Annotated in this window: 27 protein-coding genes; 11 read left to right on the forward strand and 16 right to left on the reverse strand. The window is 69.6% G+C overall.

What is annotated here, in order from left to right; genetic code table 11:
• Positions 1-65 precede the first annotated feature (65 nt).
• A complete protein-coding gene (locus ACEN9N_RS04235; protein ID WP_042672804.1) occupies positions 66-1,019 on the forward strand; it encodes an AEC family transporter in 954 nt (317 codons plus the stop codon).
• A 139-nt stretch (positions 1,020-1,158) separates the two neighbouring features.
• On the opposite strand, the gene ACEN9N_RS04240 is transcribed toward ACEN9N_RS04235, so the two are convergent.
• Complete coding sequence (locus ACEN9N_RS04240; RefSeq protein WP_413314702.1) at positions 1,159-1,512, reverse strand: hypothetical protein; 354 nt, start codon at positions 1,510-1,512, stop codon at positions 1,159-1,161.
• A gap of 24 nt (positions 1,513-1,536) precedes the next feature.
• Between ACEN9N_RS04240 and ACEN9N_RS04245 the strand changes: the two genes are divergently transcribed.
• On the forward strand, positions 1,537-2,742 hold the full coding sequence (locus ACEN9N_RS04245; protein WP_413314701.1) for an OmpA family protein: 1,206 nt from the start codon (positions 1,537-1,539) through the stop codon (positions 2,740-2,742).
• A gap of 12 nt (positions 2,743-2,754) precedes the next feature.
• On the opposite strand, the gene pdxH is transcribed toward ACEN9N_RS04245, so the two are convergent.
• Positions 2,755-3,408: a pyridoxamine 5'-phosphate oxidase gene (gene pdxH, locus ACEN9N_RS04250; protein ID WP_007829484.1), complete on the reverse strand. Its 654-nt coding sequence runs from the start codon at positions 3,406-3,408 to the stop codon at positions 2,755-2,757.
• Between the two features lie 38 nt (positions 3,409-3,446).
• Between pdxH and ACEN9N_RS04255 the strand changes: the two genes are divergently transcribed.
• A complete protein-coding gene (locus tag ACEN9N_RS04255) occupies positions 3,447-4,007 on the forward strand; it encodes a nucleotidyltransferase family protein (RefSeq protein ID WP_495655415.1) in 561 nt (186 codons plus the stop codon).
• 19 nt (positions 4,008-4,026) lie between these two features.
• Here ACEN9N_RS04255 and ACEN9N_RS04260 read toward each other — a convergent pair whose 3' ends face one another.
• Both ACEN9N_RS04260 and ACEN9N_RS04265 read right to left on the reverse strand, forming a co-directional pair.
• Positions 4,027-4,566, reverse strand: coding sequence for a superoxide dismutase family protein (locus tag ACEN9N_RS04260; RefSeq protein ID WP_007829486.1), 540 nt, complete (start codon positions 4,564-4,566; stop codon positions 4,027-4,029).
• On the reverse strand, positions 4,563-5,267 hold the full coding sequence (locus ACEN9N_RS04265; protein WP_081502616.1) for a gamma-glutamylcyclotransferase: 705 nt from the start codon (positions 5,265-5,267) through the stop codon (positions 4,563-4,565). Before ACEN9N_RS04265 ends, ACEN9N_RS04260 begins: the two co-directional genes overlap by 4 nt.
• A 135-nt stretch (positions 5,268-5,402) precedes the next feature.
• On the opposite strand from ACEN9N_RS04265, the gene ACEN9N_RS04270 reads away from it, so the two are divergent.
• The 4 genes from ACEN9N_RS04270 to ACEN9N_RS04285 all read left to right on the forward strand — a co-directional run bounded on the left by ACEN9N_RS04270 (position 5,403) and on the right by ACEN9N_RS04285 (position 9,525).
• Positions 5,403-5,960 carry an OmpA family protein gene (locus tag ACEN9N_RS04270; RefSeq protein WP_495655416.1) on the forward strand — a complete coding sequence of 186 codons (558 nt, stop codon included), beginning with the start codon at positions 5,403-5,405 and terminating at the stop codon, positions 5,958-5,960.
• 196 nt (positions 5,961-6,156) lie between these two features.
• On the forward strand, positions 6,157-7,998 hold the full coding sequence (edd, locus tag ACEN9N_RS04275) for a phosphogluconate dehydratase (RefSeq protein ID WP_007829489.1): 1,842 nt from the start codon (positions 6,157-6,159) through the stop codon (positions 7,996-7,998).
• A gap of 160 nt (positions 7,999-8,158) precedes the next feature.
• Positions 8,159-8,794, forward strand: coding sequence for a bifunctional 4-hydroxy-2-oxoglutarate aldolase/2-dehydro-3-deoxy-phosphogluconate aldolase (gene eda, locus ACEN9N_RS04280; protein WP_007829490.1), 636 nt, complete (start codon positions 8,159-8,161; stop codon positions 8,792-8,794).
• A 2-nt stretch (positions 8,795-8,796) separates the two neighbouring features.
• On the forward strand, positions 8,797-9,525 hold the full coding sequence (locus tag ACEN9N_RS04285; protein ID WP_007829491.1) for a haloacid dehalogenase type II: 729 nt from the start codon (positions 8,797-8,799) through the stop codon (positions 9,523-9,525).
• Here ACEN9N_RS04285 and ACEN9N_RS04290 read toward each other — a convergent pair whose 3' ends face one another.
• The 10 genes from ACEN9N_RS04290 to ACEN9N_RS04335 all read right to left on the reverse strand — a co-directional run bounded on the left by ACEN9N_RS04290 (position 9,526) and on the right by ACEN9N_RS04335 (position 18,670).
• On the reverse strand, positions 9,526-10,059 hold the full coding sequence (locus ACEN9N_RS04290) for a DUF1697 domain-containing protein (RefSeq protein ID WP_495655417.1): 534 nt from the start codon (positions 10,057-10,059) through the stop codon (positions 9,526-9,528).
• On the reverse strand, positions 10,059-10,472 hold the full coding sequence (gene gloA / locus ACEN9N_RS04295) for a lactoylglutathione lyase (RefSeq protein ID WP_042672808.1): 414 nt from the start codon (positions 10,470-10,472) through the stop codon (positions 10,059-10,061). The genes ACEN9N_RS04290 and gloA overlap by 1 nt, the downstream gene beginning before the upstream one ends.
• 63 nt (positions 10,473-10,535) lie before the next feature.
• Entirely contained in the window at positions 10,536-11,225 is a 690-nt protein-coding gene (locus ACEN9N_RS04300; RefSeq protein WP_495655418.1) for a glutathione S-transferase family protein, read from the reverse strand.
• A 107-nt stretch (positions 11,226-11,332) separates the two neighbouring features.
• Positions 11,333-12,016 (reverse strand): ABC transporter ATP-binding protein, encoded by a 684-nt coding sequence (locus ACEN9N_RS04305; protein WP_495655419.1) that lies wholly within the window; start codon positions 12,014-12,016, stop codon positions 11,333-11,335.
• On the reverse strand, positions 12,013-13,692 hold the full coding sequence (locus tag ACEN9N_RS04310; protein WP_495655420.1) for an ABC transporter permease: 1,680 nt from the start codon (positions 13,690-13,692) through the stop codon (positions 12,013-12,015). Before ACEN9N_RS04310 ends, ACEN9N_RS04305 begins: the two co-directional genes overlap by 4 nt.
• Positions 13,693-13,738: 46 nt before the next feature.
• Positions 13,739-14,794 carry a Fe(3+) ABC transporter substrate-binding protein gene (locus tag ACEN9N_RS04315; RefSeq protein ID WP_495655421.1) on the reverse strand — a complete coding sequence of 352 codons (1,056 nt, stop codon included), beginning with the start codon at positions 14,792-14,794 and terminating at the stop codon, positions 13,739-13,741.
• A gap of 77 nt (positions 14,795-14,871) precedes the next feature.
• On the reverse strand, positions 14,872-16,728 hold the full coding sequence (locus ACEN9N_RS04320; RefSeq protein ID WP_495655422.1) for an AfsR/SARP family transcriptional regulator: 1,857 nt from the start codon (positions 16,726-16,728) through the stop codon (positions 14,872-14,874).
• Between the two features lie 48 nt (positions 16,729-16,776).
• Positions 16,777-17,052 (reverse strand): DUF4242 domain-containing protein, encoded by a 276-nt coding sequence (locus ACEN9N_RS04325; protein WP_007829504.1) that lies wholly within the window; start codon positions 17,050-17,052, stop codon positions 16,777-16,779.
• Between the two features lie 103 nt (positions 17,053-17,155).
• Positions 17,156-18,118 (reverse strand): LysR substrate-binding domain-containing protein, encoded by a 963-nt coding sequence (locus tag ACEN9N_RS04330; protein ID WP_413334811.1) that lies wholly within the window; start codon positions 18,116-18,118, stop codon positions 17,156-17,158.
• Positions 18,119-18,121: 3 nt separating this feature from the next.
• Complete coding sequence (locus ACEN9N_RS04335) at positions 18,122-18,670, reverse strand: PaaI family thioesterase (protein ID WP_007829509.1); 549 nt, start codon at positions 18,668-18,670, stop codon at positions 18,122-18,124.
• A gap of 75 nt (positions 18,671-18,745) precedes the next feature.
• Between ACEN9N_RS04335 and ACEN9N_RS04340 the strand changes: the two genes are divergently transcribed.
• The 4 genes from ACEN9N_RS04340 to ACEN9N_RS04355 all read left to right on the forward strand — a co-directional run bounded on the left by ACEN9N_RS04340 (position 18,746) and on the right by ACEN9N_RS04355 (position 22,868).
• The gene (locus ACEN9N_RS04340; RefSeq protein ID WP_413314093.1) at positions 18,746-19,201 is read left to right on the forward strand and encodes a MarR family winged helix-turn-helix transcriptional regulator; all 456 of its coding nucleotides are present in this window, start codon (positions 18,746-18,748) and stop codon (positions 19,199-19,201) included.
• Positions 19,202-19,310: 109 nt separating this feature from the next.
• The gene (locus ACEN9N_RS04345) at positions 19,311-20,624 is read left to right on the forward strand and encodes an MFS transporter (RefSeq protein ID WP_007829517.1); all 1,314 of its coding nucleotides are present in this window, start codon (positions 19,311-19,313) and stop codon (positions 20,622-20,624) included.
• A 17-nt stretch (positions 20,625-20,641) separates the two neighbouring features.
• Positions 20,642-22,060 (forward strand): MATE family efflux transporter, encoded by a 1,419-nt coding sequence (locus ACEN9N_RS04350; protein ID WP_413314094.1) that lies wholly within the window; start codon positions 20,642-20,644, stop codon positions 22,058-22,060.
• Positions 22,061-22,154: 94 nt separating this feature from the next.
• Positions 22,155-22,868 carry an SDR family oxidoreductase gene (locus ACEN9N_RS04355; RefSeq protein WP_413314095.1) on the forward strand — a complete coding sequence of 238 codons (714 nt, stop codon included), beginning with the start codon at positions 22,155-22,157 and terminating at the stop codon, positions 22,866-22,868.
• A 45-nt stretch (positions 22,869-22,913) separates the two neighbouring features.
• Here ACEN9N_RS04355 and ACEN9N_RS04360 read toward each other — a convergent pair whose 3' ends face one another.
• A complete protein-coding gene (locus tag ACEN9N_RS04360) occupies positions 22,914-23,234 on the reverse strand; it encodes a hypothetical protein (RefSeq protein ID WP_495655423.1) in 321 nt (106 codons plus the stop codon).
• A gap of 194 nt (positions 23,235-23,428) precedes the next feature.
• Complete coding sequence (locus ACEN9N_RS04365) at positions 23,429-24,166, reverse strand: aldolase (protein WP_495655424.1); 738 nt, start codon at positions 24,164-24,166, stop codon at positions 23,429-23,431.
• Between the last annotated feature and the right edge of the window lie 31 nt (positions 24,167-24,197).

A 24,197-nucleotide genomic window follows, 5' to 3' on the forward strand; every position in this document is an offset into this window, starting at 1 on the left:
GCCCCCATCCCGACCTTCCCCCAGAGGGGGAAGGAGCAAGGCACTCACTGGGCTATCCTCGCCGAGTGAATTCCTTCGTCATCTCCTCCCTGCTCCCCGTCGTCCTGCTCATCGCCGCGGGCTACCTCGCCGGCAAGCGCCGATGGATCGGCGGCAATGCGGTGAAGGACCTGTCGCATCTCATCTTCCTGCTGCTCGCGCCCGCGCTGCTGTTCCGCGCCATGAGCACGGTGCATGTCGAGCAGCTGAGCCTGAAGCCGGTGGCGGCGTACTTCGTTGCTTCGGGCCTGCTCTTCGCGGCCACGCTGGCGCTGCGCGGGTTCAATCGCACCGCGGCGGTGATCGCGCTGGCCAACACGTACAGCAACACGGTGATGATCGGCATCGCGTTGATCGGCCTGGCGTATGGCGAGGCGGGCATGGTGGTGCTGCTCACGCTGATCTCGCTGCATTCGCTGGTGCTCCTGACCAGCGCCACGGTGGTGCTGGAGCTGGCCGTCGCGCGCGAGCACGCGGGTGTCGGTGGCGAAGACAAGCGCCCCTCGATGGCACGCACCGTGATGCGTGCGCTGCGCAACGCCATCATCCACCCCGTGCCGCTGCCGATCATCGCGGGCCTGTTGTTCGCGCAGACCGGGCTGGTCATGCCCGAGTTCATCGACAAGCCGATCCAGTTGCTCGGCCAGGCCTTCGGCCCCATCGCGCTGGTGATGGTGGGCATCACGCTCGCGCTCACACCCATCGGCCGGCATTGGCGCGGCGCGCTGATGCAGGCGCTGGTGAAGAACCTGCTGCATCCGCTGCTGGTGGCCGTTATCGGTTGGCTGCTCGGCGTGCGAGGCATTCCGCTCACGGTGATGGTGGTGGCGGCGGCGCTGCCGATCGGCGCCAACGTGTTCCTCTTTTCGCAGCGCTACCGCACGGCCGAAGACCTGGTGACGGCCAGCGTCGCGATGTCGACGGTGCTGGGGCTCGCCACGCTACCGCTCGTGATGGTCTGGGTGCAGTGGTTGCCCTGAGCCCTTCGGTTCTCTCTTCGTAGAGCCTCGCAGACTTTCGCCTTAGCGCGGTTCGCCGCACGCCTATGCCGTTCGGCAGGGTGGCCGTTTGGAGAGATGGCGCGCGGCCTCTGCCGCCCTACATTTGCCGGCTGATGATTCACCCGGCGCGCTCTTCGCCCCTTCTTGCTATGGCGGTGGTCGCGACGACGATCGCCGCGCTGCAAGTTCGCCCCGCGCAGGCCACAGGCGAGGCCAGGCCGTGCCGCACGCCGTGCCTGTCGGCGAACGTGCCGCGCGAGCCCGCCGAGCCGCCGCCCGCCGAGAAGGCTGAAAGGGCCGACGAGGGGCCGTCGAAGCCGAGGCCGGTGATCAGGACGCGCACACAGCCAGCCGCGTCGGCACCGCCGCCGGTGCAACGGGAAGCGGCGGTATCAAAGCCTGCGCCGTCGAAGCGCTGCAGCGAGATCAACATGCGCGCCGCCGTGGGCGAGCCGCTGTCGGACCAGGACATGAAGACATTGAGGAGCCAATGCTGATGACGACCATCGCCACCCAACGAGTCCGCCTGGCGCTGCGCGCGCTCGCGCTGTGCGCCGCCGTGCTTGCCGCCGCCTGCGCGCACCGCCCCGCGCCGGGCAACGCCATGCCCTTCGACCAGGCCGTGAACCAGGCGGTGGACGACCTGATGGTGCAGACGCAGAAACTGCCGGCCTTCCTGGCCAAGGTGGAGTCGACGCTCACGCAGCGCCGCATCGTGATCGACCCGCTGCTCGAAGGCGCGAGCGGCCAGCAGACCGAGGTGACGCGCGTGGCCGAGCAGCGCATCGTGCAGCGCATGCAGGCGCAGTTCAGGCAGTTCACCGTCACGCCCTTCAACGCGAGCGAGATCGGCAGCGCGCAGTACGTGCTCAATGGCACGCTGGTGCGCGACAGGGACGCTTCGGGCGCACCGTACCGACTGAACCTTGCGCTGACCGAGATCCGCAGCGGCATGGTGATCGCGCAGTCGGTCACGCGCATCAGCGATGCCACGCTCGACACACGGCCCACCGCCTTCTTCCGTGACAGCCCGGTGAATGGCAAGGACCGCGGCGTCGAGGGCTACATCCGCACCGCCGAGACCCAGCCCGGCCAGGCCGCGGACGCGCTGTACCTGGAGCGCCTGCCGACCTCGACCGTGCTGCAGGAGGCCACCGCCGCCTACGAGGCCGGCCGCATGAGCGAGGCGCTCGGCCGCTACGAGGCTGCATCGAAGCGGCCCGACGGCCAGCAGCTGCGCATCTACAGCGGGCTGTACCTCACGCAGTCACAACTCGGCCGCACGGCCGATGCCGAGAAGACCTTCGGCACCATCGCGCGGCTGGGGCTCGAAACCAACAACCTGAGCGTGAAGTTCCTGTTCAAGCCGGGCTCGACCGACTTCCTCGCCGATCCGAAGATCAGCGCCGCCTATCCGATGTGGCTGCGCCAGATCGCGCGGCAGGCGGCGCAGATCGATTCGTGCGTGGTGGTCACGGGCCACACGAGCCGCACGGGCTCGGAGGCGGTGAACGAGCGGCTGTCGCTGCAGCGCGCAGTGAGCGTGAAGACCCGGCTGGTGGGCGAGGCGGCGCCCCTGTCGAAGAAGCTGCGGGAATCGGGCATGGGCTTCCGCGAGAACATAGTCGGTACGGGGGCGGACGATGCGAGCGACGCGCTGGACCGGCGCGTCGAGTTCAAAGTCGTGAGTTGCGAGGCCTGACGACGATCCGCCTCACGGAGCCAGGCGCTCGCGCACCCAGTCGCTACCGTCGAGCCGGTAGCGCAGCCGGTCATGCAGCCGGCTCTTGCGGCCCTGCCAGAACTCCCAGCGGTCGGGCACCAGCCGGTAGCCGCCCCAGTGCGGAGGGCGCGGCGGCGAGAGCATGTGCTTGGCCGCGGCAACGGCGGCGTTCTTCACCAGCACGTCGCGTCCGCTGATCACCTCGCTCTGCGGACTGGCCCAGGCGCCGATGCGCGAATCGAGCGGGCGGCTCGCGAAGTAGGCGTCGCTCTCTTCGGCGCCTGCCTTCTCGACGCGGCCCTCGATGCGCACCACGCGCTCGAGTTCGACCCAGTGGAACTGCAGCGACGCATACGGATTGCCCGACAGCTCGCGGCCCTTGCGGCTCTCGTAGTTGGTGTACCAGACGATGCCGCGCGCGTCGTAGCCCTTGATGAGCACGATGCGGCTGGACGGCCGCAGGTCGCTGCCCACGGTGCACAGCGTCATTGCATTGGGCTCGGGCACCTGCGCGTCGATGGCTTCGGTGAGCCAGCGCTCGAACTGCTTCAGCGGATCGCCGGCGCTGTGGGCTTCGCCGAGTTCGGCGCGCTCGTAGCTCTTGCGCAGCGCCGCCAGTGCGTCATTGGAGAGGGGGGAGGTCATGCCGGGATTGTTGCGCACATACTCGGCCCATGACGACCATGAAGGTGAATTCCCCGGTGGTGATCGTGCTGGCCTCGGGCCGCGGCGAACGCTTCATCGCGGCCGGTGGCACGGGCTCGAAGCTGAAGGCGTTGCTCGCCGGCAGGCCGGTGCTGGAGCGCACGCTCGACGCGGTGCGCGCCAGCGGCCTGCCATGGCACGTGGAAGATGCGGGGCACCCCGGCATGGGCGATTCGATCGCGGCCGCAGTGCGCGCAACGCCCGATGCGGCGGGTTGGCTGATCCTGCCGGGCGACCTGCCGCTGGTGCAGCCCGCGACGCTGCAGGGTGTTGCAGCAGCCCTGGGCGGCCGGGTGAATGCCGTGCAGCCGCAGTACCGGGGCGAGCGCGGTCATCCGGTGGGCTTTGCCGCCGGGTGCGGTGCGCAACTCGCCATGCTGGAGGGAAGCCTGGGCGCATCGTCCATCCTGCGGTCGATGCGTGCCATCGATTCGGTGGCCGACCTGGTGGTGGACGACGTCGGCGTGATCACCGACATCGACACACCCGAGGCGCTGGCGCAGGCCGAGACGCTGTGGCTGGCGCGCGAGGGCGCCTAGCTTTTGCCGCCCGTTTCGATCAGGGCTTGGTGATCACCGCACAGGCGATGCGCGGGCCCGAGTTGCCTGACGGCTGCGTCGTGAAATCGTCGCGGTCGCGATGCACCACCAGGGCGCGGCCCACCACGTTGTTGGCGGCGCCGTCCGTCAGCGAGATCGAGTGGTCTTCCACGCTGAAGCGGGCCACGCCGCTGGCATCGGCCACCAGGCTCGGCAGTTCGCCGGCATGGCTGCCCGCGGCGGCGAACTTGCCGTGCGTGCCGCCGGTCGGATTGAAGTGGCCGCCCGAGGCGTCGCCGTTGTTGCCGCAATCGCCCTTCTCGTGGATGTGGAAGCCGTGCTCGCTGCCCGGTGCCAGCCCGCGCACTTCGCCCGACACGCGCACGCCGTGGTCGAGCGCGGCGAAGGTCACCGTGCCGCGCGTCGGGTTGGGCGTGATGGCGCCGGTCGGCACCAGCTCGACGGCGGTGCTCGGCTTGCCGCCCATGCTGCCGCAGGCGGCGAGGAGGGCGCAGGCGAGGAGGGCGGCGCCGGCGGCGGCGAGACGACGTTGGGTCATGTGTTTTCCTTGGATGATTCGGAAGGTTGGGAAGAAGAGTCTGAAGACCCCGGAACATATACCGGAGGCTGCGGCGCCCCGCAATCGGCGGCGGCCTCGGTTTGCTGCTGGCGCTGCTGTTCCTGAACGGCGGCCAGCGCCACCAGGCGGGCCAGCGCCGCGTCGTGGATCGAGTGGCGCTGCAGTTCGAGCAGCGTCTGGCGTGCGTAGTCGAGCGAAGTTCCGTAGCGGCCGACGGCGTTGGCGAAGATGTGGCGGTAGCGCTCGTCGCTGAGCTCGCCCGTGAAGTTGGGGCTGCGCCGCGACAGGGTGAACGCCAGCGCGCGCACAGGCCCTTCGGCCGTGCCGCAGCGCAGCCATTTCGGGTCGTACACGCCAGTCGGCATCTCGCGCAGCCAGAGCCGGCGCAGCGTTTCCAGACCCTCGGCCCTGGGCACGCGGAACACCATGCCACGGCAGCTGCCGCCCGAGAGCAGTCCGAACACGAGGCCGGGCACCTGGACGCTGCCGCGGTTCACGCGGCTCCACATCTTCAGCGCGCGATGCCAGCCGCGCACCCAGGCCTGGCGCCGTTCGACGAAGTCGAACTCGGGCCGCCAGATCAGCGAGCCATAGCCGAAGAGCCAGAGATCCTCATGCCCGCCCCAGTCGGCGATGGCGCGCTCGAGCATCGGCTGCGGATCGCGCAGGGGTTTGGGCATGGGGTCGAGTCCCGGCGGACCGGGGTTCGGCGCAGGGTCCGACATGGGGATGCCGGGACCGCCGCCTACAATTTCCTGATCATGGTTCACCGCACCATTATTTACCTACCCCTTCCCTATGGAGCAAGATCCCCGATGAGCGATGACGACAGCCAGCAGAATTTCATCCTCGGATTCGTCATGGCGCTGATCGCCCTGGTGATCTTCTTCGTGGTCGGCATCGTGCTTTGGCACAGGGGCCACAACCCGGCGGTCGCGCAGGCCGCCGCCGCTCCCGCGGCGGTGGTGGTCTCGGCGCCCGCCCCCGGCGCCGCGCCCAAGGTGGCCGAGGTCACCGAGACCGTGACGGTCACGATCCCCGACGGCGCAAGCATCCGCGTGGTCGACGGCGTGGTGAACTTCTACTTCGCGACCAGCAGCGCCGACCTCGCACCCGGCGCCGCCGAGGCCCTGGCCGCGGTCATCAAAGGCGTCGAGAGCGGCCGCAAGGCGGTGGTCTCGGGCTTCCACGACACCACCGGCGACGCCGCCATCAACGAACAGCTCGCGAAGAAGCGCGCCGAGATGGTGCGCGACGTGCTCGTGGGCCTGGGCGTGCCCGCGGCCAAGGTCGACCTGCAAAGGCCCGCCGTGACAGCCGGCTCGGGCAACGATGCCGAGGCGCGCCGCGTCGAGGTGAAGCTGGTGGACTGAGCGCCGCGCGCATCGGCTGCAAGAGCAGAAGAAGCCCGGTGACGCCGGGCTTTTTCATGGGTGCTGCAGGGGCGCGGATGAGTGAATTCGTATTGGCGGGCACCCGGATTTCATCGGGCTTTCGTGCCCGGCTTGTTACCATGGGTCTCCAGGCCCACAGCCGCCCTGGCGGCACGCAGCAAGAGCCACCGACCCCATGAGCAGCAGCACACACCCCATCGTCCGCGACGTCACCGATCGCATCCGCGAGCGCAGCAAGGGGCTGCGCAGCGCGTACCTCTCCCGCCTCGCCGAAATCCGCGACCGCGACCGCGGCTCAGACCGCATGGGCTGCGCCAACGTGGCGCACGCCGTGGCCGGCATCCCGGCGAACGACAAGTTCCGCGTGGTGGCCGAGCGCGCGCCCAACATCGGCATCGTCACCGCCTACAACGACATGCTCTCGGCCCACGCGCCGTACCAGGGCTACCCCGACATCATCAAGCACGAGGCCCGCCGACTCGGCGCCACCGCGCAGGTGGCCGGCGGTGTGCCCGCCATGTGCGACGGCGTCACGCAGGGCACGCCCGGCATGGAACTGAGCCTGTTCAGCCGCGACCTGATCGCCATGAGCACGGCCGTCGCGCTCACGCACGACATGTTCGACAGCGCGCTGCTGCTCGGCGTGTGCGACAAGATCGTGCCGGGCCTGCTGATCGGCGCGCTGCACTTCGGCCACCTGCCGACCGTGTTCGTGCCCGCCGGCCCGATGCCCTCGGGCCTGTCGAACAATGCCAAATCGAAGGTGCGCGAGCAGGCGGCGCAAGGCCTCGTGGGCCGCCAGGGCCTGCTCGACGCCGAGATGGCGGCCTATCACACGATGGGCACCTGCACCTTCTACGGCACCGCCAACAGCAACCAGATGCTGCTCGAGGCCATGGGCCTGCACGTGCCCGGCACTGCCTTCATCCAGCCCGGCGACGCGATGCGCGAAACGCTCACGCGCGAAGCGGTGCGCACCGTGCTGGGCAAGGCGAGCGACATTTCCTTCCAGTGCCCGCCCATCGGCGAGATGGTTGACGAGCGCTGCATCGTCAACGCCATGGTCGCGCTGCTGGCCACGGGCGGCTCCACCAACCACCTGATCCACTGGGTGGCCGTGGCGCGTGCCGCCGGCATCGTGATCGACTGGGACGACTTCTCGAAGCTCTCCGATGTGGTGCCGCTGCTGAGCCGCGTGTATCCCAACGGCAGCGCCGACGTGAACGAGTTCCAGGCCGCGGGCGGTCCCGGCCTCGTGATCGGCGAACTGGTCGACGCCGGCCTCATGCATGCCGACGTGCTGACGGTGCGCGCGGGGGGCATCCGCGAATACGCGAACATCCCGGCGCTGGCGGGCGATGGCGCCGAACAGCGCCTGCAATGGAGTCCCGCGGCGCCGCTGAAGAACGAAGCGATCACACGCACGGTCGCGAATCCGTTCAGTGCCACCGGCGGCCTCAAGCTGCTGGGCGGCAACCTCGGGCGCAGCGTCATCAAGGTGTCCTCGGTGCCCGACGACCGCCATGTCATCGAAGCGCCCGCGCGCGTGTTCGACTCGCAGGCCGCGCTGCACAAGGCCTTCACCGCTGGCGAACTCGAGCGCGACGTGGTCTGCGTGGTGCGCTGGCAGGGCCCGCAGGCCAACGGCATGCCCGAGCTGCACAAGCTCACGCCGCCGCTGTCGGTGCTGCAGGGCAAGGGATTCCGCGTGGCGCTGGTCACCGACGGCCGCATGAGCGGCGCGTCGGGCAAGATACCGGCCGCCATCCACGTCTCGCCCGAAGCGGCTGCGGGCGGCCCGCTCGCCAAGGTGCGCGACGGCGACCTGATCCGCCTCGATGCGGTAGCGGGTACGCTGGCCGTGCTGCTGCCCGAAGACGAATGGGCCGCGCGCGAAACCGCGACGCTGCCCGAAGCGCAGCGCATCGCCGATGGACACGGCCTCGGCCGCGAACTGTTCGCCGGCATGCGCCGCAATGCACTCACTGCCGAAGAAGGAGCCTGCTCATGGCTGTAATCGGGCTCGCCCCCAGGCTGCGCGTGCTTCGTGCCGCTTCGCCTTCCCCCTTCCGGGGACAACACCGGTGGCCCGGCAAAAGCCGGTTCCGCGGTGTTTCTGGAATTGAGCACCGCGATTTTCAGGATCGCGGATGTGCTTGAAGTAATGGAGCTATGAAATGACAAAGAAACTCACCGCCCTCGAAGTCATGCGCGATGCGCCGGTCATTCCGGTCATCGTGCTGAACGACGTGAAAGACGCCGTCCCTCTCGCTCGCGCACTGGTGGCTGGCGGCATCCGCATGCTCGAAGTCACGCTGCGCACGCCGCAGGCGCTGCAGTGCATCGAAGCCATCGCCAGGGACGTTCCCGAGGCCGTGGCCGGCGCCGGCACCATCCGCAGCGCGGCCGATGCCCAGGCCTCGGCGCTGGCCGGCGCGAAGTTCGGCGTGAGCCCGGGCTACACGCGTGCGGTCGGCAAGGCCTGCCACGACCTCGGCCTGCCGCTGCTGCCCGGCGTGGCCACCGGCAGCGAGATCATGATGGCGCAGGAAGACGGCTACACCCAACTCAAGTTCTTCCCCGCGCTGCAGGCCGGCGGGCTGCCGATGCTCAAGGCCTGGCAGGGTCCGTTCGGCGACGTCACCTTCTGCCCGACGGGCGGCATCCAGGCGGGCAACGCGGCCGAGTTCCTCGCGCTGTCGAACGTGGCCTGCGTGGGCGGTTCGTGGATCGTGCCGACCGACGCGATCCGCGAAGGCGACTGGGCCCGCATCGAGCAGCTGGCACGCGCCGCGAGCCAGCTGCCGCGCTGATCATGCGCGCCGATTTCGACGCGGGCGACCTGAAGGTCATCGCGTTCGACGTCTTCGGCACGGTGGTCGACTGGCACAGCGGCATTGCCGCCGAGGTCGAGCGCGCATTGCCGGGCGTGGACGGCGCGGCCTTCGCGCTGGCGTGGCGCGCGGGCTACCAGCCCGCGATGAAGGCCGTGATGGAGCGCATTGCCGCGGGCGAGGGCGGCTTCACGCTGCTCGACGAGCTGCACCTGAGCATGCTCGAACAGGTGCTGCGCGATTTCGGCCTGTCCGAGCGCCTCGACACGGCCGCCAGGCGCGACCTGAGCCGCGCCTGGCACCGCCTGCCGGCCTGGCCCGATTCGGTGCCGGGTCTCACGCGGCTCAAGAAGAAGTTCACCATCTGCACGCTGTCGAACGGGAACATCGGCCTGCTCACCGAGATGGCGAAGCGTGCGGGCCTGCCCTGGGACTGCGTGCTGTCGGCCGAGGTGTTCAAGGCCTACAAGCCCGACCCGCGCACCTACCTCGGCGTGGCGGGTGTGTTCGATGCAACGCCGGGCCAGGTGATGCTGGCCGCCGCGCACCACGACGACCTGGCCGCCGCGCGCGTGTGCGGCCTGAAGACGGCCTACATCGAGCGCCCGCATGAATTCGGCCGCGCCAAGCCGAAGGACGTGTCGCCGCAGCCGGACAACAACCTGCATGCGCGCGACATCGAGGCGCTGGCCGACCTGCTGGGCTGCTGATCAGCCGGTGAGCAGCTTCTCCACCGTACGCAGGTTGCGCGTGGTGGTGCTCGACTTGTAGCGCGTCTTGGCCAGCAGCTTGGCCACCGGCGTATCGAGGCTCTCGCCGCGCGGGCATTGCCAGTACAGCACGCCCTTGCCGGGCTCCAGCTGTTCGACGTCGGCATCGACGGTGCCGGCCTTCTCCACGATCTCGTCGAGCATCGCGGTGTCCGAGCCGAACACGATGTAGGGATGCCGCTCGTCGTCGATGCGCTCGAAGGGATAGGCCTTGGCCACGTCGGCCACCTGCTTCTGGATGAGCAGCACGATCCACGCCTCGTAGCCGAATCGCTTGCGCAGCGCCTGCTCGATGCGCTTGCGCAATGCGGTGGCATCGCGCTCGTCGGTGTCGAACAGCACGTTGCCGCTGGCGAGCACGGTGCGCACCGCGCCAAAGCCGAGTTCTTCCGCGAACAGCGCCTTCAGGTCGGCGCTCTTGATCGCGATGCCGTTGACGTTCACGCCACGCAGCAGGGCAACGCGGCGGGTCATCAGCGCAGGCCGCCGCCGGCGGCGCCTTCGTCACGCTGGATCAGCTCGATCTTGTAGCCGTCGGGGTCCGTCACGAACGCGATCACGGTGGTGCCGCCCTTGACCGGCCCGGCCTCGCGCGTCACGTTGCCGCCCGCGGCCTTGATCTTCTCGCAGGCCGCGTACGCGTCGGGCACGCCCAGCGCGATGTGGCCGTAGGCGGTGCCCAGTTCGTAGCTCTCGGTGCCCCAGTTGTAGGTGAGCTCGATCTCGGCCTGCTCGGGGTTGCCCTTGCCGTAGCCGATGAAAGCGAGGCTGTACTTGTACTCGGGGTTCTCCGAGGTGCGCAGCAGGTTCATGCCGAGCACCTTGGTGTAGAAGTCGATGGAGCGCTGGAGGTTGCCGACGCGCAGCATGGTGTGGAGGAGTCGCATCTCGTGGGGGCCGTTGGGCGTGAAGAAAGGGAGGCCGCTATTGTCTGCCTCCCGCCGCGGCGATCAAGCCGCCAGTGTCAGCAGGTGGGCCTGGTGGCGCTTCAGGAATTCCATCAGGTGCCCGGGATATTCAGGCACCACCGCATCGCGCACGCTGGGGCGGGCCGCCAGCGCCTTGCGCCAGGCCTTGACCCTGGGCAGTGCGTCGAAGACATGCGAGTCGCTGATCGCGTCGAACACCTCGAAGTAGCGGAACACCGGTGCGAAGACCGCGTCGACGAGGCTGAAGTTCTGGCCGGCGAAGTAGGGACCTTCTCCCGTGGCTGCCAGCGCAGCTTCCACGCGCTCGAACCTGGCGACGAGCGCCAGCCGCTTCTGCTCGAACACGGCCGCGTCCTGCGTGGTCTCGTAACCCCAGAGGTCGCCGAGGATGGCCGAGCCGAACTCCATCCACGCGCGATGTTCGGCGCGCTGGAGCGGGTCTTCGGGGTGCAGGCGGGCGCCGGGCTGTGTCTCCTCGAGGTACTCGCAGATCACGTTGCTCTCGAACAGCACGGCCTCGCTGCCGTCGGGCCGCCGCACCTTCAGCAGCGGTACCTTGCCGAGCGGCGAGATGTCGAGAAACCACTGGGGCTTGTTCGCGAGGTCGATGACGACGCGCTCGAAGGGCACGCCCTTTTCATGCAGTGCGATCGCGGCGCGCTGGACGTACGGGCACAGCAGGTGGCTGACGAGGGTGAGAGCTTGCGTCATGGGGCTTTCCGTTCCTGGGTGATGGGGATGTGTCTGGAAGGCCGCGATTCTTGCGGTCCGGAACAACCTTTTCCCGGAAGGCCCATTCGGAAAATAGGCCTCGTGTGCTATGCCGCTGCGTCGAGCCAGTGCGTAATGCGCCCGCCGTGCATCACGCCGATGCGGTCGGCCATGGCGTGCGCCTCGGCCTCGTTGTGCGTGACGAGGATGGCGGTCTGGCCGGCCTGCTTGAGGATGCCGCGCACCTCCGCAGCCAGCCGCTCGCGCGTGCCGCCGTCGAGGTTGGAGAACGGTTCGTCGAGCAGCAGCAGGGCGGGCGAGGGCGCGAGCGCGCGAGCCAGTGCGACGCGTTGCTGCTGGCCGCCGGAGAGTTGGTGCGGATAGCGTTCGCCCGCGTCGGCGAGGCCGACCAGCGCCAGCATTTCCGCCACGCGCGATTGCTGCGCCGTGCAGCCGAGCCGGCGCAGGCCGAAGGCCACGTTCTTCGCCGCCGACAGGTGCGGGAACAGCGCGTACTCCTGGAACATCATGCCCACGTGCCGCTGCTCCGGCGGCAGGTGCTTCTGCGCGGACGAGAGGAGCACGTCGCCGAGCCGGACCGTGCCGGCGCGCACGGGCTCGAAGCCTGCGATGGCACGCAGCACCGTCGTCTTGCCGCAGCCCGAAGGGCCGAACAGGCAGCCGATTTCGCCGGCGTCCAATGCCAGCGAGAAGCCGTCGACGACCGTGTGCGGGCCGCGCGGTGTGTCGTATGCGAGCTGGATCGCATCGAGGTGCAGGGGGGAACTCATGGTGTCTGGTCGGGGCCGGGTGCGGCCGAAGGCGCGCCCAGCTGGTTGCGCGCGAGCAGCAGGATGGGCATCAGGCCGGCCAGCACGATGGCGAGCGCGGCAATCGCGCCTTCTTCATACGTGCCGCGCGCGGCCTCGGCATACAGCCAGGTGGCGAGGGTGTCGAAATTGGCGGGCCGCAGCAGCAGCGTGGCCGGCAGTTCCTTCATCGCATCGACGAACACCAGCAGCGCGCCCGTGGCGATGGCGGGGCGCAGCAGTGGCAGGTGCACGCGGCGCAGCGTCCCGCCGGTGGTTTCGCCGAGCAGGCGCGAAGCCTGTTCGATGGCAGGCGGAATGCGCGCGAGGCCGGCCTCGATGCCGCCGACCGGCATCGCGAGAAAGCGGATCGCGCAGGCCACGACCAGCACGATGCCCGCGCCCATGAGCGGCAGGCCCTGCCATCCGAATGCCGTGGCGAGGGCGCTGTCGAAGGCCAGCGCCGGCGTGAGCAGGCCGATGGCCAGCACTGTGCCCGGCACCGCGTAGCCCAGCGTCGCCGCACGCGCCTGCCATCGCGCGCGGTTGGCGAGGCCCGCGCCCTGGCTGCGCGAGGCCCAGGCAACGACCAGCCCCGCCGCGACTGCGGCCGCGGTGACACCCGAAGCCAGCGCCAGCGTGTTGCCGAGGCTCGCGACCAGGCCTTGGGAAATGCCGCCGCCCTGATGCAGCCGCTTGAAGCTTTCCCGCACGAGGTAGAACGCAGGGGCCACGAAGCCGATCAGCACCGGCAGCGCCGCCGCCGCGCTGGCGGCCCACGCCGCACCACCGTGCAGCCGCCGCGGCTGCACCGCGCGCATGCGCTGCGCCGAGCCGAAGCGCTGGTGCTGCCGGCCATTGCGTTCGAGCCAGACCAGCGCCACCACCACGAACAGCATCGCGCACGCGATCTGCGCAGCCCCTGCGAGGTCGGAGCGCGTGATCCACGTCGTGTAGACCGCCACCGTCAACGTGTTCACGCCGAGGAACTCCGAGGCGCCGATGTCGTTGAGCGTTTCGAGCAGCGAGAGGCTCAGCCCCACGGCCAGCGCTGGCCGTGCCAGCGGCAGCGCCACGCGGAAGAACGCGCCGCGCCGGCTCTCGCCGAGCGTGCGCGCCGCTTCCATCAGGTGCGCCGGCTGCGTCATGAACATCGCGCGCGCCGTCATGTAGACGTACGGATAGAGCACGAAGCCCAGCACGAAGATTGCACCGGGCATCGAGCGCAGGTCGGGCAGGCGGAACTGGCGCGGGCTGTCGAAGCCCAGCATCCAGCGGATCGCGCCCTGCACGGGGCCGATGGGGTGCAGCAGGTCGAGGTACGCGAAGGCGACGATGTAGGTTGGCATCGCCAGCGGCAGCAGCAGCGCCCAGTGCAGCACGCCGCGCCCCGGGAAGTCATGCGCCGTCACCAGCCACGCGCAGCCGGTGCCGATCACCAGCACCAGCACGCCCACGCCCGTGAGCAGCATGGCCGTGTTGAGCGCCGCCTGCGGCAGCACGTTCGCAAACAGCGGCCCCCAGTGCCCGAGGCCCGAGCCGAAGGCGAGCCACGCCAGCGTGAGCACCGGCGCGAGCACGCCGACGGCGATGGCGAACGAGGCAAGACGCCAGACCGGACCTGCGGCGTGCAGGCCCGGGAGCTGGCGTCGTGTCATTCGCATGCTTCCTCAGGCACCGGGAAGGCGTGCCCGGCCGCTTGCGTCACTGGTCGAAGCCGACCTTGTCGACCAGCGCGCTGGCCTGCTTGCGATACTTGGCGATCTCGGCCACGGGCAGCGGGTCGGCCTTCAGCTCGCCGATGCTCGACGCGATGATCGGGTCGAGCGCGACGCCCTTGCGCACCGGGTACTCGTAGTTGGTCTGCGCATACAGCGCCTGCGCCGGCTCCGACACCAGGAACTCGAGCAGCTTGACCGCGTTGGCGCGCTGCGGCGCGTTCTTCGCCACAGCCGCGCCGCTGATGTTGACGTGCGTGCCGCCGCTCTTGGCGAAGGTCGGGCGCACCACCTTGATGGCGTCGCCCCACTTGCGCGCGTCGGTGCCTTCCTTGGAACTCTTCATCTGGCCGACGTAGTACGAGTTGGCCAGGCCCACGTCGCAGATGCCGCCGAGGATGTCGCGCGCCACGTCGCGGTCGCCGCCCGTGGCCTTGCGCGCCAGGTTGGCCTTGACGCCGCGCAGCCACTGCTCGGCCTTGGCTTCGCCGTCGTGCGCGATCAGCGCGGCGACCAGCGCGGTGTTGTAGGGGTGCTGGCCGGCGCGGATGCAGACCTTGCCCTTGTATTTCGGGCTGGCGAGGTCTTCGTAGCGGAAGCTTGCGAGCGGCAGGGCCTTGTCGGCATAGAGCACGCGCGCGCGCAGCGAGAGCGAGAACCACTGGCCGTCGGCGCCGCGCAGGTTGGCCGGAATGGCCGATTCGAGCGCGGGCGATTTCACGGGCTGCGTCACGCCGCCGTCGACGAGGTCCATCAGCGCGCCGATGTCCACGGTCATCAGCACGTCGGCCGGCGAGCGGGCGCCTTCGGCCTTGACGCGCTCCAGCAGGCCGTCCTTCACGAACACGGTGTTGACCTTGACGTTGCTCTGCGCGCTGAAGGCCGAAATCAGCGGCTGGATCAGCGCGGGCTCGCGCGTCGTGTAGAGCGTGAGTTCGTCATTCGCAGCGTGGGCGGGCAGGGCGGTGAGGGCGAGCCAGGCGGTAGTGGCGCCGATCAATGCGCGCGCGGCGCGGACTTGAGCGCCAGAGCGTTCGGTCATGAAAAATCCTCCAGGACGGTGAAGTGTTCTTGTGAAAGCATCGGCGGCACGGCGTGCGGCGCCAATGCGAACAATTATCACTGACGAAGAGGGGATGAGCCGTTTGGACTTACGAGCTGAAGGCCTACTGCAGGCGAATCGACGTTCAGCGTCAACGCGGTGAGCGCCGGGTTGTCGATGTCGGTGGCCAGGGTTCGTGCGGCCACCGCCCCATCCGGATCGCCGAGGGCGGCGCGAAGGAGGTGGGCCCGCACCACGAGTTCCCGCATACCGGTTCGTGCGGCGATGTCCATCAACTCGTCCACCTGCCGGCGGATCGGCGACGTGCGCCGCGACACGCCAAGGCGGCAAAGCGCCTCGAGCACATAGGCCTCGCCCCACAGGTAGGCGTCCGGCGGGCGGGTGCAGCGGATCAGTGTGTCCAGCAGGATTTCCTCGGCGCGCACAGCGTCGCCGCGCGCCATCGCGACCAGTCCGAGGCCGCGGCCGGCAATGCCTTCCCAGCATGGATCGCCCAGCTGGCATCCCAGCGCGAAGGCGTGCTCGAAGCGCTCAGCGGCCGGCTCCAGTTGGCCGTCGCTCAGATCTATTTCGGCGCGAAAGGACAAGGGCCAGGGAAGGAAGGCGGCCCACAGCCGGCCAGCCTGGTCGACGGCACGGTCGACGATCGGCCTCGCTGCTTCCCATTCGCCGCGCAGGATCATGGCCCGACCCAGCATGGACTCGGCGTAGATCACCTGTTTGGGCTCGCCCGCCTCCGACGCCCAGGCTGCGGCGTCCCGCAGCGTTTCCATGGCGGCCGGGTAATAGGCCGAGTCGCTCAGGATGGAGCCCTTCACCGTGGCGATCCGGGCCTGCTCGGCAAGGGAGTCGCCTGCCAATGGCTCTGCCCGTGCCATCCAGGCCAGCGCGCGCTCATAGCGACCTCGCAGGAACTCGACGTAGCCCAGTTCGCGGCATGCGGCGGCGGCCAGTGCGGGCGCGGCTTCACGGCCGATGGCCAAGGCCTCGTGCAGGGCCGCGGCGCCCTCTTCGTCGCGGCCGCGCGCCGCGTGCACCAGCGCGCCGCCCAGCGCGACCCGCGCGCGCGTGCGCAGGGCGGGATCGCCGGTGCCGTCGGCGTCGACCATGGCTCGGCGCAGGCATTGCAGGCCGGCCTCGAGCACGCCGGCGCCGATGGCGGCCTCGCCAGCCTCGAGCTGCGCCAGGGCACCCGCGCGGCCAATGGCCGGCCGGGCTGTCGGCGTGGCCGTCACGGTGTGCAGTGCATCGGCCAGCGCGGGCCCGGGTGCGACGCCGAGCTGGCGCCTGAACAGTTCCCGGCAGGCGGCCGCCTGCCGCGCCGCGCCCAACCCCTCGCCCGCCGCCGCAAGGCAGCGCACCAGCAGGACATGCGCGTTTTCGTCCAACGGGTCCAGGCTGACGAGCCGGTAGGCCAGGTCGGCGGCCGCGCCCGGCGCCCCGTCCGCCACGCGGGACAAGGCGGCTTCGCGCAGCACGGCTTCCGCCGTGGCCTGCATCCTTCGTCGCTCGGACTGCAGCCACGCTGCGAACGACGGGCTCGATGAAAAGCCCAGGCCCTCCAGCAGCTCGCATCCGAGCCCATGGAGCGACAACGCGTCCGACCAGTCTCCCCGCGTCAGCACGGCAACGTCCACGCCGGCGACGTGCTCGTGCGGAAAGGCGATCGCATCTCCGCGCAGCGTGCAGTCGCCCAGGGCCCGACGCAGTTCGCGAAGGTTCCAGCGCAGCGCAGCCAGCGGGTCTTCGGCGTCCTCGAACAGCAATCCGGCCAGGCGCTGCCGCGCAACAGCGCCCGGTTGGAGCGCGAGATAGGCAAGCAGTCCCCAGGCCTTGTGGCCCCGGATGGGCGCGACCGGGCCGTCTGCGCTCACCACACACGGCACGCCAAGAAGCTGGACGAAGGGCCTCATGCCCGCAGTGTGGCAGAGCGAGGCACGGGGCGCGGCAGGATCGTGGGGTCAGGCCTCCGCAGTCGTCGGATCGATCGTCGTCACCACGCGCGCCACGCTGTCGGCGGGGAATCCGCCCTTGCGCGCGTGCTCGCGCACCAGCTCTTCGCTGGCCGCGTTGTAGACGCAGTAGATCTTGTCGCCCGTGACGTAGCTGTGGACCCATTGCACGTCGGGGCCGAGTTCGCGCAGCACGCCGCACGACTTCTGGGACACGGCCTGCAGTTCGGCGGCGCTGGCGGCGCCGATGTTGGGAATGGCGCGTTCGATGACGAATTTGGGCATGAGGCTCACCTTGAAGAGAGAGTCGAAGGGAGCGCGACCGTAGGCGCGGCGCGTTTGAGCTTGCGTTTGACGGCGGGTTACCCCGCCGCGGCCCCCTTGGCGACTACCGCCGCCTGGTGCCAGCCGCCGATGAGTCCGCCGGCTGGTCCGCCGAAGCCTGCCGTGCGAGCGACAGTGCCAGGTAGTCGACGAAGGCGCGCACGCGCGCCGCGAGTCGGTGGCGCTGCGGGTAGACCGCGTAGATGTCCGCGTCCGGCGTGTGATGCTGCGGCAGGACCTGCACGAGGCGGCCGCTGCGCAGGTGGCGGGCAATGTCCCACTCCGCGCGCATCAGGATGCCGTGCCCGTCGAGCGCCCAGTTGACGGCGATCTCTCCGTCGTTCGTCGTCAGCGTGCCGCGTGTCTTGACGGCCTGCGTGGTGGCGCTCTTGCCCCGGCCGCTCGACAGCCGCCAGAGGCCGTAGGCCTCCTCGCCCTGCCGGATGCCGATGCAGTTGTGCCTGGCCAGGTCGCCGGGCACCTTTGGCATGCCGCGCCTGGCGATGTAGGCCGGCGCGGCGCACAGCAGGCGGCGGTTGGCAGCGATCCGCCTTGCGATCACGCGCGAATCCGGCGGCGCGCCGAAGCGCACGCAGACGTCGAAGGAATCGTCCGTCAGCGGCGGCGGATTGACCGACAGCTGCAGCTGCACTTCCACCTCCGGATATTCGCGCACGAACTTGGATATCAACGGCGCGATGTGGCTGCGGCCGAAGCCGAGCGTGGCGTTGACGCGCAGCAGACCCCGTGGCGTCGCCTTCGACGCGCCCAGCATTTCGCCCATGCTGTCGATGTCGTTCAGGATCCGGCGCGCGTGCTCGAGATAGAGCTCGCCTTCGGGCGTCAGGCTCATGCGCCGCGTGGTGCGGTTGAGCAGGCTGACACTCAGGCGCGCTTCCATCTGCGCGAGATGCTTGCTCACGGCCGCCGTCGAGACACCCAGCTCGCGTGCCGCGGCACTGAGGCTGCCGGCGCTCGCCAGCGCGCAGAAGAAGCCCAGGTCGGCCGGCTGGATCTCGTTTCCCACGGCTCAGCCCGCCGGCCGCGTCTCGAACACCAGGCAGGTCGTGGTGGCATGCGCGTACAGCGTGCCATCGGGCCCGAAGAGGCGGGCCTCGGCGGTGGCCAGCTGGCGGCCGCAGTGGATCACCTTGCCTTCGGCGCGCACGCGCTGCACCTTGGGCGTCAGGCCTTTCACGTAGTTCACGTTCAGCTCGGCGGTGGTGTAGGCCCGCCCGGGCGGCATCATCGTGTGGACGGAGCAGCCCAGGGCGGAGTCGAGCATCGTGGCGACCCAGCCGCCATGGATGGTGCCCAGCGGGTTCAGGTGCTGCGGCAGCGGCGTGCCCTGGAAGATGGCTACGCCCGGGCGCACTTCGAGGATCGTGAAGTCCAGCGTCCTGGCGATGGCTGCAAAGGGAATCTCGCCGTTCAGCATCGCCTGCATCATCTCGAGGCCGGTCTTGCCCGCGATCTGGTCGGGGCGGGCGAGGCCAGGGCCTGGGCCGGCTTCGAGGCGTTCGGTGATCTTTCGCTCTTCGGCGATCCATGCGTCGAGCTGGCTGGGGTTCTGCGTCATGCCGGGTGTTCTCCTGTCCGGGTTGTCCGGAGGGTTAAGTTGCATATGCAATAGTTGTAGCTACAATAATACCCCATGGACACCCTCGCCAAGCCACGCGGCTGCACCAGCTTCAAGGTGCGCCAGCTCTCGCGCCGCCTCTCGCAGCACTACGACGCCGAGGTGTCGAAGAGCGGCCTGAAGACCACGCAATACTCGCTGCTGTCGAATCTGGCGCGGATCGGGCCCTCGCGTCCGGTCGACCTGGCGAGCGAACTCAAGATGACCGCCTCGACCCTGAGCCGCAACCTGCAGCCGCTGATCGCCGCGGGCTGGATCTCGCTGGGCGCCGGCGCCGATGCGCGCAGCCGGCTGGTGCAGATCACCGAAGAGGGCGATGCCAAGCGCCGCGAGGCGCAGCTGCACTGGAAGGCAGCGCAGCAAAAACTCAATGCGCTGCTGGGCGTCGAGCGTGTGCTCGCGCTGCACCGGCTGATCGACGAGTCGATGGAACTGCTGGGCGCGGAGGACGAGCCCGACGCCGAAGACTGAACCTTTTCTTTCCAACCGCACGCCTTCACCCATCGCGTCCGAGGCCGCGCGCGGATTCCGTTTTCGTTTCTTGCTTCTCCTCACATTCAATTCCAACAGCAGAGGTCCCATGTTCGCCACTCCCGTCTCCGCATGGCTGCAGCGCCGCGGCATTCACTACGGATGGATCGTCGCCGCCATCACCTTCCTCACCATGCTGACCATGTCGGCCGCGCTGGGCCTGCCGGGCGCCATGCTGCAGCCGCTGGGCAAGGAGTTCGGCTGGAGCACGGGGCAGATCTCGTCGGCGCTGGCGCTCCGCTTCGCGCTGTTCGGCCTGATGGGGCCGTTCGCCGCGGTGCTGATGGAGCGCTACGGACTGCGCGCCGTGGTCTGCACCGGCCTCGCGCTGGTCGGCCTGGGCATGGCACTGGTCACCATGGCTTCGCAGCTGTGGCACCTGTTCGTGCTGTGGAGCCTGATGCTGGGCCTGGGCACCGGCATGACGGCGCTGGTGCTCGGCGCGGTGGTGGCCAACCGCTGGTTCGTCGCGCGGCGCGGCCTCGTCGTCGGCATGCTCACGGCCAGTTCGGCCACCGGTCAGCTGGCCTTCCTGCCGCTCGCGGCCTGGATGATCGAGCACTGGGGCTGGCGCTCGGCCATCGTGCCGATCGTGGCCGGCAGCATACTGATCGGCGTGCTGGCGCTGTGCCTCATGCGCAACCGGCCTTCGGACCTCGGCCTGCTGCCCTACGGCGAGTTGCCCGGCACCCAGCCGGCCGCGCCTGCCGCCGCCGCGCCGGCGATGAACTTCGCCACGCCGTTTCGCGTGTTGAAGGAAGTTTCGACCAACCGCACCTTCCTCATCCTCGCCGCCACTTTCTTCATCTGCGGCCTGAGCACCAACGGGCTCGTGCAGACGCACTTCATCTCGCTGTGCGGCGACTACGGCATGAGCGCAGTGCCCGCAGCCTCGGTGCTCGCGATGATGGGGGCCTTCGACTTCGTCGGCACCATCCTCTCGGGCTGGCTCTCGGACCGCTACGACAACCGCAAGCTGCTCTTCTGGTACTACGGCCTGCGCGGCCTGTCGCTGTTCTGGCTGCCGCACTCGGAGTTCACCATCTACGGCCTGGGCATCTTCGCGATGTTCTACGGCCTCGACTGGATCGCCACCGTGCCGCCGACCGTCAAGCTCGCGGGCGCCGCCTTCGGCCCCGCCAAGGTGGGCCTGGTGTTCGGCTGGGTCTTTGCCGCGCACCAGCTGGGCGCCGCCACGGCCGCCTACGGCGCCGGCTTCGCGCGCACGCTGCTGCTGACCTACACACCGGCGCTCTACGCGGCCGGCGCAGCCTGCCTGGTGGCGGCGGTGGTCGTGATGATGATCCGCCGTCCGGCGGCGAAGGCCGGCGCGCAGGTCGCGCCTGCCGCGGCACGGGCCTGACGCTCGGAGCCCCCGACATGACGACAGCCCACACCGAGCTCGACCCGCGCACGCGCCGCCTGCTCGAGGCGCCCATCGTGCCCACCCTGCTGCGCCTGGCTGCGCCCAACGTGCTGGTGATGCTGGCACAGGCCTCCGTCGGCCTTATCGAGACCTACTTCGTCGGCAGGCTCGGCACCGATGCGCTCGCCGGCATGGCGCTGGTGTTTCCCATCGTGATGCTGATGCAGATGACCTCCAGCGGCGCGATGGGCGGCGGCATCGCCTCGTCGATCGCGCGCGCACTTGGCGCACGCCGCAAAGACGATGCGGATGCGCTGGTGTGGCACGCCATCGTCATCGCGCTGGGCTTCGGCCTGTGCTTCACGCTGGCCCTGCTGCTGGGCGGGCAATGGCTCTACGGGACCATGGGCGGCACGGGGCCGGCGCTCGAGGCTGCGCTCACGTACTCGAACTGGGTGTTCGCGGGCGCGACGCTGGTGTGGCTCTTCAACTCGCTCTCGGCCATCATCCGCGGCACCGGCAACATGTCGGTGCCGGCCAACGTGACGGTGGTGGGCGTGGTGTTCCTCGTTCCCGCGTCGCCGCTGCTGATCTTCGGCATCGGACCGCTGCCGGGCATGGGCATCGCGGGCGGTGCGATGGCGCTGCTGCTGTACTACCTGCTGGGCTCCGTCGCGCTGATCGTCTACCTGCGCTCGCCGCGCAGCCTGCTGCGGCCCACGCTGGCCGCGCTGAAGCTGCGCTGGCCACTGTTCCGCGACATCCTGCGCATCGGGCTGGTGGGGGCGGTGTCGACGGTGGCGACCAACCTGTCGATCGGCATCGCCACTGCGCTGACAGGTCATTTCGGCTCGGGCGCGCTGGCCGGCTACGGCACGGCCTCGCGGCTCGAATACCTGCTGGTGCCGCTGGTGTTCGGTCTCGGCGCGCCGCTGGTGGCCATGGTCGGCACCTGCATGGGGGCCGGGCAGCGCGAACGCGCGCTGCGCGCCACCTGGACCGGCGCGGCGCTGGCCTTTGCGCTCACAGAAACCATCGGACTCGCGGCCGCGCTGTTCCCGCGCCCGTGGCTGCTGCTGTTCGGCAGCGACCCGGCGATGCTCGAGACCGGCGCGCACTACCTGCGCGTGGTCGGGCCGCTGTATGGCTTCTTCGGCGTCGGGCTGGTGTTGTATTTCGCGTCGCAGGGCGCGGGCCGCCTGCTGTGGCCGGTGCTGGGCAACATCGCGCGCCTGGCGGTGGCGGGCACCGGCGGCTGGCTCGCGCTGCGCTGGGGAGGCGGGCTCACCGGCGTGTTCGGGGCGCAGGGCGTGGCGCTGGCGGTGTACGGCATCGTGATCGCATCGGCCATCGCGGGCGGGGCCTGGTTCGGCCGCGTCGGCTGGCCGCGTACAACCGGCGGGCTGCTGCGGCGCATGGCGCAGGCCGGATGAAGCTAGCTTGCCCCAGGCTTCGCACTTCATGCATCCCGGCTCACGCGAACTTCGAATGCAGGCATCCAACGACTTCCATCAACGAAAGGCTCACATGCAAATCAAGGACTCCGTGGTCTTCATCACCGGCGCCAACCGCGGCCTCGGGCTCGCCTTTGCGAAGGCGGCATTGGCGGCGGGCGCGCGCAAGGTCTATGGCGCGGCGCGCGACCCGAAGAGCATCACGCTGCCCGGCGTGACGCCGGTGGCGCTCGACGTGACGCAGCCCGCGCAGGCCGAAGCGGCCGCGCGCGCCTGCGGCGACGTCACGCTGCTGATCAACAACGCAGGCATCTCGCGCGGCTCCAGCTTCCTCGGTTCGCCCGATGCGGTGGCAGCCGCGCGCGCCGAGTTCGAAACCAACTTCTTCGGCCCCTGGACGCTGGCGCAGGCTTTCGCGCCCGTGCTCGCGGCCAACGGCGGTGGCGGCGTGATCAACGTGCTGTCGGCGCTGAGCTGGACCACCTTCCCCAGTGTGGCGACTTACAGCGCGACGAAATCGGCGGCATGGTCGCTGAGCAACGGCCTGCGCAACGAACTGGCCGCACAGGGCACGCAGGTCACGAGCCTGCATGTGGGCTACATGGACACCGACATGGCCGCGCACGCGGAAGGCGACAAGGCCTCACCGGATGATGTGGCGCGCCAGGCGCTGGCGGGCGTGGAGGCGGGGCAGCCCGAGGTGCTGGCCGACGAGGTCTCGCGGCAGCTCAAGCAGGGCCTGTCGAGTCCGACGCCGCCCTATGCCGGCTCGCCGCGGGCAGCCTGAACCGATGCCCGAATGGAGCACCCGGGCGCGCGGCCCGGGCCTTCGTCAATAGCGGTAGGGGTTGTTGGGCCGGCGATCGTAGCGGTTGGGTACGCCGTCGCCGTCGTTGTCCCTGCGGCCATAGCGCGGGCGGTCGTCCCAGCGGCGGCCGTAGTGGCGATCCGGACCGCGGTAGTAGCCGGGGCCGTAATAGTGGCGCGGCGGGGGCGGCGGCGCGTAATAGTGGCGGGGCGGTGGTGGCGGTGCGGGCACGACATACACCTGCGCCTGGATGAAGCGCCCGCCCGTCTGGGCCTGGGCCGGAATGCCGAGTGTGGCCAGCGACAACAAGGCCGCAGCGCCGATTGCGAAACTAAGCTTTTTCACTTGATCCCCCGGTTGTGGTTGGAAGCCTCATCCTCGCGCCTGCGTGTGAAGTTGTTGTAAGGCTGAGGCGAAATCGGATGAAGAGCTGTAAGCCCGTGCGCGCCGGACGCGGCATGGTCAAGACACAATTGTGAATGGCTTTGCACCGCGGAACATGTCCCGCGGACAGGCCATTGGCCGTATCGGCCGGATGCTCAGCCGCGCGGGGCGGGCAGCATGCGCCGCAGGGCTTCGAAGAACAGGTCCGACTGCTCGCGCTCGCCCTGGATCTGCGCCGCCACATGCGCGGCCAGCTTCGCGTCGACCGGCACGAGCGGACGGCCGGTCGATTGCGCGATCACCTGGTGCAGGCAGGCGCGCTCCAGGTAGTAGAGGTCGTCGTAGGCATGGGCAATGGTGCCGCCTGCCACGATCACACCGTGGTTCGCGAGAAAGGCCACGTCCTTGCCGGCCATCGCGCGGGCGATGCGCTCGCCCTCGGCGTCGTCGAGCGCGAGGCCGTTGTATTCGGCGTCGATGGCGATGCGGTTCATGTAGCGCATCGCGTTCTGGCTGGCGGTCGGGTCGAGCGCGCGATCGGCCGTGATCGTGAGCGCGGTGGCGTACGGCATGTGGCAGTGCATCACGACCGCATGGCCCGTGAGCCGGTGCACCGCGCCATGGATGAAGAGGGCGGTGGGCTCCACGCGGTGGCGGCCCGCGAGCACCTCGCCGTGCACGTCGATCAGCACGATGTCGTCGGGGCCGATCTCGCTCCAGTGCAGCCCGCGGGGGTTGATGAGGTAGCGGTCCTGCGCGCCCGGCAGCATCACGCTGAAGTGGTTGCAGACGCCTTCGGACAACCCGTGGTGGGCGGCGGCGCGCAAGGCCAGGGCGAGGTCTTCGCGCAGCTTGCTGACGGCGGGGCTGGCGTAGGCGGCATCGGCGGACATCGAGGGGGCTCCTTGTTCTTGGGTTGCGTCC

This window comes from Variovorax sp. Varisp46 (assembly GCF_059491885.1).

What these genes read in the sequence shown, in the direction of transcription:
- ACEN9N_RS04335 (WP_007829509.1), bottom strand. Translation starts at nt 18,670, where the DNA reads ATGACGCAGAACCCCAGCCAGCTCGACGCATGGATCGCCGAAGAGCGA.
- ACEN9N_RS04310 (WP_495655420.1), bottom strand. Translation starts at nt 13,692, where the DNA reads ATGACACGACGCCAGCTCCCGGGCCTGCACGCCGCAGGTCCGGTCTGG.
- ACEN9N_RS04255 (WP_495655415.1), top strand. Translation starts at nt 3,447, where the DNA reads ATGAAGGTGAATTCCCCGGTGGTGATCGTGCTGGCCTCGGGCCGCGGC.
- gloA (WP_042672808.1), bottom strand. Translation starts at nt 10,472, where the DNA reads ATGCGACTCCTCCACACCATGCTGCGCGTCGGCAACCTCCAGCGCTCC.
- ACEN9N_RS04240 (WP_413314702.1), bottom strand. Translation starts at nt 1,512, where the DNA reads ATGTCCTGGTCCGACAGCGGCTCGCCCACGGCGGCGCGCATGTTGATC.
- pdxH (WP_007829484.1), bottom strand. Translation starts at nt 3,408, where the DNA reads ATGACCTCCCCCCTCTCCAATGACGCACTGGCGGCGCTGCGCAAGAGC.
- edd (WP_007829489.1), top strand. Translation starts at nt 6,157, where the DNA reads ATGAGCAGCAGCACACACCCCATCGTCCGCGACGTCACCGATCGCATC.
- ACEN9N_RS04300 (WP_495655418.1), bottom strand. Translation starts at nt 11,225, where the DNA reads ATGACGCAAGCTCTCACCCTCGTCAGCCACCTGCTGTGCCCGTACGTC.
- ACEN9N_RS04265 (WP_081502616.1), bottom strand. Translation starts at nt 5,267, where the DNA reads ATGCCCAAACCCCTGCGCGATCCGCAGCCGATGCTCGAGCGCGCCATC.
- eda (WP_007829490.1), top strand. Translation starts at nt 8,159, where the DNA reads ATGACAAAGAAACTCACCGCCCTCGAAGTCATGCGCGATGCGCCGGTC.
- ACEN9N_RS04355 (WP_413314095.1), top strand. Translation starts at nt 22,155, where the DNA reads ATGCAAATCAAGGACTCCGTGGTCTTCATCACCGGCGCCAACCGCGGC.
- ACEN9N_RS04315 (WP_495655421.1), bottom strand. Translation starts at nt 14,794, where the DNA reads ATGACCGAACGCTCTGGCGCTCAAGTCCGCGCCGCGCGCGCATTGATC.
- ACEN9N_RS04270 (WP_495655416.1), top strand. Translation starts at nt 5,403, where the DNA reads ATGAGCGATGACGACAGCCAGCAGAATTTCATCCTCGGATTCGTCATG.
- ACEN9N_RS04285 (WP_007829491.1), top strand. Translation starts at nt 8,797, where the DNA reads ATGCGCGCCGATTTCGACGCGGGCGACCTGAAGGTCATCGCGTTCGAC.
- ACEN9N_RS04245 (WP_413314701.1), top strand. Translation starts at nt 1,537, where the DNA reads ATGACGACCATCGCCACCCAACGAGTCCGCCTGGCGCTGCGCGCGCTC.
- ACEN9N_RS04340 (WP_413314093.1), top strand. Translation starts at nt 18,746, where the DNA reads ATGGACACCCTCGCCAAGCCACGCGGCTGCACCAGCTTCAAGGTGCGC.
- ACEN9N_RS04320 (WP_495655422.1), bottom strand. Translation starts at nt 16,728, where the DNA reads ATGAGGCCCTTCGTCCAGCTTCTTGGCGTGCCGTGTGTGGTGAGCGCA.
- ACEN9N_RS04365 (WP_495655424.1), bottom strand. Translation starts at nt 24,166, where the DNA reads ATGTCCGCCGATGCCGCCTACGCCAGCCCCGCCGTCAGCAAGCTGCGC.
- ACEN9N_RS04345 (WP_007829517.1), top strand. Translation starts at nt 19,311, where the DNA reads ATGTTCGCCACTCCCGTCTCCGCATGGCTGCAGCGCCGCGGCATTCAC.
- ACEN9N_RS04305 (WP_495655419.1), bottom strand. Translation starts at nt 12,016, where the DNA reads ATGAGTTCCCCCCTGCACCTCGATGCGATCCAGCTCGCATACGACACA.
- ACEN9N_RS04350 (WP_413314094.1), top strand. Translation starts at nt 20,642, where the DNA reads ATGACGACAGCCCACACCGAGCTCGACCCGCGCACGCGCCGCCTGCTC.
- ACEN9N_RS04290 (WP_495655417.1), bottom strand. Translation starts at nt 10,059, where the DNA reads ATGACCCGCCGCGTTGCCCTGCTGCGTGGCGTGAACGTCAACGGCATC.
- ACEN9N_RS04260 (WP_007829486.1), bottom strand. Translation starts at nt 4,566, where the DNA reads ATGACCCAACGTCGTCTCGCCGCCGCCGGCGCCGCCCTCCTCGCCTGC.
- ACEN9N_RS04325 (WP_007829504.1), bottom strand. Translation starts at nt 17,052, where the DNA reads ATGCCCAAATTCGTCATCGAACGCGCCATTCCCAACATCGGCGCCGCC.